Here is a 6,580-nt window from a genome sequence, read left to right as displayed (position 1 = left end):
TAATACCTAGCCACTGGCACACTCAAACGCTGCCAGCGGCTTTTACGACTTTGTCAGCCGGTATCGACAACTTAAGAGTGGGCAACTATTTGCTAATGTTCACTTCATTAGCCATCACGATTAAACCATCTAGTGGTAATACCTAACCGCTGGCAGATAACAATTATTCGTGCTAGATCACAGACCATAATCAGCTGAGATGGTTAAATAGCATAAAATTGAGCCAATCTCGTTATCCAGTGTCATCTGTAGATAAAATAGGAATACATACATGAAAGCTAAATTAATCGCATTTGCTGCCGCAGCCACTTTGGCTTTAGGTGTTTCCTCTGTGTGGGCACAAGGTGCTTTGCATCAAGCAGAAGTCATCGACACTATGAATGGTGGCGGTTACACCTATGTTCAGCTAAAAGAAGCCGACAAAACATACTGGGCAGCAGGCCCACAAACTGAAGTGAATAAAGGCGATAAAGTTGAAGTGTCTGAGCAAATGTGGATGACCGATTTTAAAAGTTCAAGCCTAAACAGAACATTTGATAAAATCATGTTTGTTGGCAACATTAATAAAAAATAGTACGTTTTATCGCAAAAATCTTACATAATTGACCAATCTTACCGATTGGTCTTTTTTATGAAAAACTCAATAAATCAACCAAGTCAAATCGTTGATTTTTCAGCGTCCTACGCTACTCAAGTAAGCCAGTTATACCATACTGCTGTGCAAGGTATTGAACATCCGAGATACCCGAAACTAAAACTTGATGCATGGTCATTAGCCCCCCGTTCAGCTAAGTTCTGGCAATTACAATACAAACGAAATAAAGCTTGGATTGCATTAAACAAGCAACAGGTCATCGGTTTTATTAGCCTAGAAACTCATTTTAACCACCAAGGTTATATTGACTGTTTATACGTGCACCCCAACTTCCAAAATCAAGGTATAGCAAGCTCGCTATACCAACACCTTGAACATTGGGCACAGCAGCAACAATATCCATTTGTCAGTGTGGATGCGTCATATTTATCTAGAGCTTTGTTTGAGACCATGGGTTTTGCCTTACAACAAGTCAGCTACCAACAAAAACGTGGCCAAACTTTCACCGGTTTTTACATGAAAAAAGCGCTCTGAGCGCCACGAGAGGCCTCAAAAGGGCGGTAACTAGCGGTAACGGTATAAGTGTTAAAAGCCAAGATGCTAGGATGATAACGAGCGAACGCTTTGGCCGCTTTATTTAGCAGCGTAGCGATCTAGCAGGACGCAGTCCGCCCTAGCCTCTGGGCTGTTACGTTCGTTATCGCTTGCCATCGCTTATTACCAAGGTCACCGCTTTAAAAGCGGTTGCAGCATTTCTTCTAGTCCATTGAGCTTCACTTCATACATTAATGCAAGCTGCTCACCAAGCTTACCTTCTGGAAAGCCTTTTGAATGAAACCACACTAAATAAGGTTCAGGTAACTGCAGTAACTTACGGCCAGCATATTTACCAAATGGCATGGTTTGATTAATCGCTTCTAATAATTGTTGTTCATTCATGACTTCGGTCCCACAGCTTTGATGGCTAAAACCCAAGTGTAACACGCTGCAAACCGTAAAAAAGTCCCTCATAGCGCCAACTATTACTTATATCAATTTCGAATAACAAAAGTAAAAATAAGATGTAAAAAGTGTATCAACAAGGTATGAAAGCATAATATGCCAAATTAGCTGGCCAGTAATGGGGTACATGTTCCTCAGTAAAGTGCTTTAAGTGATTATAAAGTTTAACTTTTAAATAACATTCCAGCGTGCGACACCATGTTGTCAATTTTTTGCCGTACAAGCTAATTTAGTCAATTAAACATCTAGGCGACATTTATAAAAAACTGTCAAAAATCAGCTAATTGACCAAACCTAATTCAGTATTTAAAGTGAGTTTAGAATTATTTTTAGGTAAGTAACAAACTTGGTTGGGAGGGCTGTATAGATGATCATATTAGTAGGTGGTGAGAAAGGCGGCAGCGGTAAAAGCTGTTTAGCGCAAAATATTGCGGTGTTCCTGACCCAAGAGGCAGATGCCTGCGTGATTATGGTCGACTGCGATCCACAAAGAACAACATCAGACTGGATCCAGGCTCGTAACAACAACCCCAAATTATCGGCGATAAACTGCGTACAGCTTTATGGCAAAATCCGTAATGACCTCCTCAGCTTAGAGCAACATTATGACTATGTAATTGTCGATTGTGGTGGTCAAGATAACCTTGCCTTACGAGCATCTATGTCAGTTGCATCACATGTATTAATGCCGTTAAGACCAAAACGTCGCGACTTGAAAACGGTCAGCCACATGGACGATATCGTGTCCACTTGTTTGATGATAAATCCCAAAATGAAAGCATCATTTGTAATCACACAATGCCCGAGCTTACCTAACCAAGCAAGTCGAATCAGCGAAGCAAAAGATGTTTGTCGTACTTACGATATTAACGTATTAGATGCAGTTAACTACAGTCGTAACATTTATGACGACAGTGAAGAATCGGGCTTATCAGTATTTGAATTAGAACCCAAAGGTAAAGCAGCAGAAGAGATGCGCAGTATTGCTTGCGAATTACTTGAGATTACCGATGCAAAGCAACTCCTTAAACAGCGCAATACTGCATCGAATGTGACCACATTGGGAGGAAATTATGGGACTAGCCGATCTCAAGAAAAACGCTTCGTCATGTAAGCAAACCAATAACATCGCAGTATCAATTGATGACTTTATTGCAGCTGCAGATCTCTACGCCGCCGGTAAAGGTGGGTCTCGACATGCGGCAACCTCTGAGGTTGTTGGCACCGAGAGTCAAACGAATATAATTGATTTTCTACAGCGTAAATACCCGCAGAAATTGGGTGCAATAAAATCAAATAGCAACAACAAAAAGCAACCTTATAAGCGCTGCACTTATACTTTAAGCGAGACAGCTATCACTCAGTTAGCCTTGCTGAGCCAGCAAGGCGGCATAGCAAAGTCAAAACTGATTAGACAATTGATTTCACAATATTTCAGCTTATCGCCACTACAACAAAAAAGCTTAGAAGCTAATTTTAAAGATTAATCGTTAATTTACTTTGTGATTGGTCAGGATGTTCCCCTTTCTCCCCCCACCCTTTCACTGGCTAATAAATATGAGGGTCATATTTATTAGCCAGTGCTTTTTTCTAAAAACTCAACCTCTCATACCGCTGCACAAGTTAATATTTGCCCAGCACCTAGAGTTAATTTTTGCTAAAGCTTGAATTTGTTTACAAACAGCCCCATTAATCTCACATAGGGCAAAATTTTATAACAAACACAGCTAAAGCTATCGAATAACATCACGGAGTAGTGCGAAAACTTGTCAGCACAGATATAAGCTTGAAATAAAAACCAAAAAAACCTTTTTGACTATTAGGATCCTTCTATGATCGCGATTGTAACATTGCTCATTATATCAATGACCGCTATTGGATGGATTACCAGTAGTCAATGGCGCCTCAATCGTCAACGTAGCATAGTGGCTAGCAAACCATTTCCAACACTATGGCGTAATATATTAAAAAAGCGCTTTCCTTACTTTAAAGCTATGCCAACAGACTTGCAGCTACAGCTTAAAAAGCATATCCAAGTGTTTATTAGTGAGAAACAATTCGTCGGTTGTGACGGATTCGACATAAATGACGAAGTAAAAGTCACCATAGCAGCCCAAGCCTGTTTATTATTGCTCAATCGAAAAACTGATTACTATCCTAAACTGAAACAAATTTTGGTCTACCCAAGTGCATTTATTGTTCATCAAAACCGCACTGATATAGCAGGCGTGTATTCTACTCAGCGTAATGTGTTACTGGGTGAATCTTGGGAATATGGCAAGGTAGTGTTGTCATGGAACAGCACTGTAGAAGGCGCTGCAGATCCGTTTGATGGCAGCAATGTGGTTATTCATGAATTTGCTCACCAACTTGACCAAGAAGATGGCAGCGCCAATGGTGCGCCTCCTTTACGAGATTTCACCTCATATCGTTCTTGGTCTGCTACTCTGGGGCAGGAATTTAAACAACTTCAGCATTGCGCTCAACAGCATATCCCGTCATTATTCAATTATTACGGCGCAACTAATCCCGCAGAGTTTTTTGCTGTAATAAGTGAAACATTTTTTGAACGACCTATTGAGTTTTACCAGCAACATAATCAATTATATAAAGAATTGAGCCAGTTTTATCAGCTAGATCCAATAAATTGGCATTAGACAAGTCATCAACATAATAATAATTCATAACGTAAAAGGAATACTATGCAATCAATCATTAACAGACTTGGATTTATTGCGGTGTTAATGACCACAGTAGCAGCCTTCGACTTGCATGCAACAGAAGCCGATGACACCACACTTGGTCAAAGCCAAACCGAACCAAAAAACAAGCAAGTGAGCCAACAAGTAAGCTCCGAAAGCGAAGCCGTGATTAAGAATATTAGCCAGGCAAATGAATTAATTGACAGCCAAGGTTTATCTGCAAAGGACAGCCAAGCCGTCAGCGCTTTATTAAACCAATTACATGAAAGCGCAGCAGCAGCTGACTGGACGACTTATTTTAGTCTTTATCACCCACAAGCAGTGTTTATTGGTACCGATAAGTCAGAACGATGGGATATGCTTGAGTTTGAACGTTATGCCAAACCCACTCAAGGTTGGCGTTACGATGTAAAGTCTCGTCACTTACTGCAAATTGACGATACCATTGTATTTGACGAACAGCTTTATAGCCCAGAGTATGGCATTAGCCGAGGAACAGGTGCATTAGTTCAAACGGTTGATGGTTGGAAAATAGCACAATATCATTTGAGCTTTCCGATACCAAACGACAAAGCTAAACGTATTACTAGCTTAATTATGCAATAATCATAAGTTCATCAGGGTGACCATTGTTTATTATCACGGTCACCCTTTTGTTTAAGAGCAGATGCTTAATATCCATTGATAAATCTTTAATTCACCCAATAATAGTCAATAACTAAATAGCCTTGTTATGCCATCGACACCGCAAAACACACATTTGCCAACTCACTAAAGTGAGTAAAACTGTCAAAATCGTCTTGTTCAAAATGACGCCCAGAGCCCAACCTATCAGCATAAAACAAGCCTAATACTTTATTTCCAACAGATAATGGGGCTAATAGAAATCCATTTTGGGAAAATCGCTCCACAAGCACATCATCTACTTGTACTTTGCATTCATTGCTGGTTGGTGCATTAACCCAAAAGCTCTTTTTTTGCCCAATGCACTGAGTAAAGACCGATTGGGGATCATCAAGTTCAATCACAAACGCTTGCTTTAATAATTCAGCGCCATCGCCCATCATCACTCTTGGCTGTAATAGTTTACGACTCGGTGATAATAACAATACACCGCATCGATCCAAACCAACACCGGCCAGCATGCCCTCTAATGTCGTATGCATGATTTGATTAAAATCAGTTTTTACCGCAGCGTAATGGGTTAATTGCCTCAGTTTACTTAATTGATAAGCGTGATTGGTTTCACGCACCTCAGAAGGCACAACTGGGGCATCAATATTGTCTAATACATTAGCGGTATGAGGTAAATAAGACACAATCGCTTTAGCACCGTATTCGATAGCTAACTTATGGGTTGTTTCACTGCAATCAATAAACTTTTCAGTAAATTTAGCTACACTGATGTCTAACATATCTGCGGCTTGGGATAAGCGCTTATGCAACTCTTCAGCATTAACGTTAGGTTGCGATACTATCTCCGATAACTTATCGGCTAAAAAAATACAACGGATTTCGGGCATACGTTCATCTGGCTGCGTTAACGATTTAATTAACACGTCACCTAAACCCCAGCTTCTGGCAATACTCTGGGTAAGCTGAATAAATGACGTACCAAGTTCAGCTCGTATCAATGAGTTTTGCTCTATTTTATCATCGGTTGATAACAGTTTTTTATCTAGCTGTTCGGTTAGCTCACCGCCCATGCTCCAAAAAGCACTTTCACCGATGCGATACAACAAAGAAGCGATAAAAACTTCTTCACGTAACGATTCTCCTCGATCGCTCATCATCATTCTGGCGAGCATGGCCGCCTGAAAAGATTGCGCCATCAGCTTTAACAAGCGTTGATAAACACTGGCACTCAGATGTTTGTTTTCGAGTAAACTGGTCAGTAGTTTTGCGGTAATGCAAATATTACGAATAGTATCAAATCCGAGTACTACGGCTGCGCGGCTGACAGTCGACACCGGATTAATACCTTTATTGTAGGTAGCACTGTTTGCTACTCGCAAAATTCGCGAGGTAAGTGCGTTGTCGTGCATGACACTTCGACCGAGTAAAGATAACGAAGAGACATCGTCTTTAGCCAGCTTTTCTAAATCACGCACTGTGGAACATAATGCAGGCATTTCTTGATCACTGATACGCTTGGTCCAATAATCAGCCCCTTTTTGCTGAGTCATCGCCTTCAAAATTTAACCTAAATGTAACAAACATTGATTTAGTATACTCAATTTCAACACAGTGTCTTGTAGAGATTGTCATTAGAGCAAGCTCA

At 40.4% G+C, this 6,580-nt stretch carries 8 protein-coding genes; 6 read left to right on the top strand and 2 right to left on the bottom strand.

From position 1 onward, the window contains the following. Positions 1–271: 271 nt before the first annotated feature. Both H5123_RS10730 and H5123_RS10725 read left to right on the top strand, forming a co-directional pair. A complete protein-coding gene (locus H5123_RS10730) occupies positions 272–574 on the top strand; it encodes an NrfJ (protein WP_124016844.1) in 303 nt (100 codons plus the stop codon). 57 nt (positions 575–631) lie between these two features. Further along, a complete protein-coding gene (locus tag H5123_RS10725; RefSeq protein ID WP_182697959.1) occupies positions 632–1,129 on the top strand; it encodes a GNAT family N-acetyltransferase in 498 nt (165 codons plus the stop codon). Positions 1,130–1,321: 192 nt separating this feature from the next. Here H5123_RS10725 and H5123_RS10720 read toward each other — a convergent pair whose 3' ends face one another. Next, positions 1,322–1,534: a DUF3820 family protein gene (locus H5123_RS10720; RefSeq protein WP_041413444.1), complete on the bottom strand. Its 213-nt coding sequence runs from the start codon at positions 1,532–1,534 to the stop codon at positions 1,322–1,324. A 430-nt stretch (positions 1,535–1,964) separates the two neighbouring features. On the opposite strand from H5123_RS10720, the gene H5123_RS10715 reads away from it, so the two are divergent. The 4 genes from H5123_RS10715 to H5123_RS10700 all read left to right on the top strand — a co-directional run bounded on the left by H5123_RS10715 (position 1,965) and on the right by H5123_RS10700 (position 4,905). After that, on the top strand, positions 1,965–2,711 hold the full coding sequence (locus H5123_RS10715; protein WP_182697958.1) for an AAA family ATPase: 747 nt from the start codon (positions 1,965–1,967) through the stop codon (positions 2,709–2,711). Beyond that, the gene (locus H5123_RS10710; RefSeq protein WP_182697957.1) at positions 2,671–3,084 is read left to right on the top strand and encodes a CopG family transcriptional regulator; all 414 of its coding nucleotides are present in this window, start codon (positions 2,671–2,673) and stop codon (positions 3,082–3,084) included. Before H5123_RS10715 ends, H5123_RS10710 begins: the two co-directional genes overlap by 41 nt. Before the next feature lie 345 nt (positions 3,085–3,429). After that, positions 3,430–4,254, top strand: a complete 825-nt coding sequence (locus H5123_RS10705) for a M90 family metallopeptidase (RefSeq protein ID WP_182697956.1) — start codon at positions 3,430–3,432, stop codon at positions 4,252–4,254. A 45-nt stretch (positions 4,255–4,299) separates the two neighbouring features. After that, the gene (locus H5123_RS10700; RefSeq protein WP_182697955.1) at positions 4,300–4,905 is read left to right on the top strand and encodes a nuclear transport factor 2 family protein; all 606 of its coding nucleotides are present in this window, start codon (positions 4,300–4,302) and stop codon (positions 4,903–4,905) included. A 125-nt stretch (positions 4,906–5,030) separates the two neighbouring features. Here H5123_RS10700 and H5123_RS10695 read toward each other — a convergent pair whose 3' ends face one another. Next, positions 5,031–6,485 (bottom strand): HDOD domain-containing protein, encoded by a 1,455-nt coding sequence (locus tag H5123_RS10695; protein ID WP_182698055.1) that lies wholly within the window; start codon positions 6,483–6,485, stop codon positions 5,031–5,033. Between the last annotated feature and the right edge of the window lie 95 nt (positions 6,486–6,580).

The sequence above is a fragment of the Shewanella sp. SR43-4 genome (assembly GCF_014163845.1).
Classification (GTDB): Bacteria; Pseudomonadota; Gammaproteobacteria; order Enterobacterales; family Shewanellaceae; genus Shewanella; species Shewanella vesiculosa.
Note: the sequence above shows the minus strand (reverse complement) of the source record. Positions and strands in the feature narration are given on the sequence as shown.

Bases quoted from the DNA above. Each gene is read 5' to 3' on its own strand.
- H5123_RS10730 (WP_124016844.1), top strand. From the start codon at position 272: ATGAAAGCTAAATTAATCGCATTTGCTGCCGCAGCCACTTTGGCTTTA.
- H5123_RS10725 (WP_182697959.1), top strand. From the start codon at position 632: ATGAAAAACTCAATAAATCAACCAAGTCAAATCGTTGATTTTTCAGCG.
- H5123_RS10720 (WP_041413444.1), bottom strand. From the start codon at position 1,534: ATGAATGAACAACAATTATTAGAAGCGATTAATCAAACCATGCCATTT.
- H5123_RS10715 (WP_182697958.1), top strand. From the start codon at position 1,965: ATGATCATATTAGTAGGTGGTGAGAAAGGCGGCAGCGGTAAAAGCTGT.
- H5123_RS10710 (WP_182697957.1), top strand. From the start codon at position 2,671: ATGGGACTAGCCGATCTCAAGAAAAACGCTTCGTCATGTAAGCAAACC.
- H5123_RS10705 (WP_182697956.1), top strand. From the start codon at position 3,430: ATGATCGCGATTGTAACATTGCTCATTATATCAATGACCGCTATTGGA.
- H5123_RS10700 (WP_182697955.1), top strand. From the start codon at position 4,300: ATGCAATCAATCATTAACAGACTTGGATTTATTGCGGTGTTAATGACC.
- H5123_RS10695 (WP_182698055.1), bottom strand. From the start codon at position 6,485: ATGACTCAGCAAAAAGGGGCTGATTATTGGACCAAGCGTATCAGTGAT.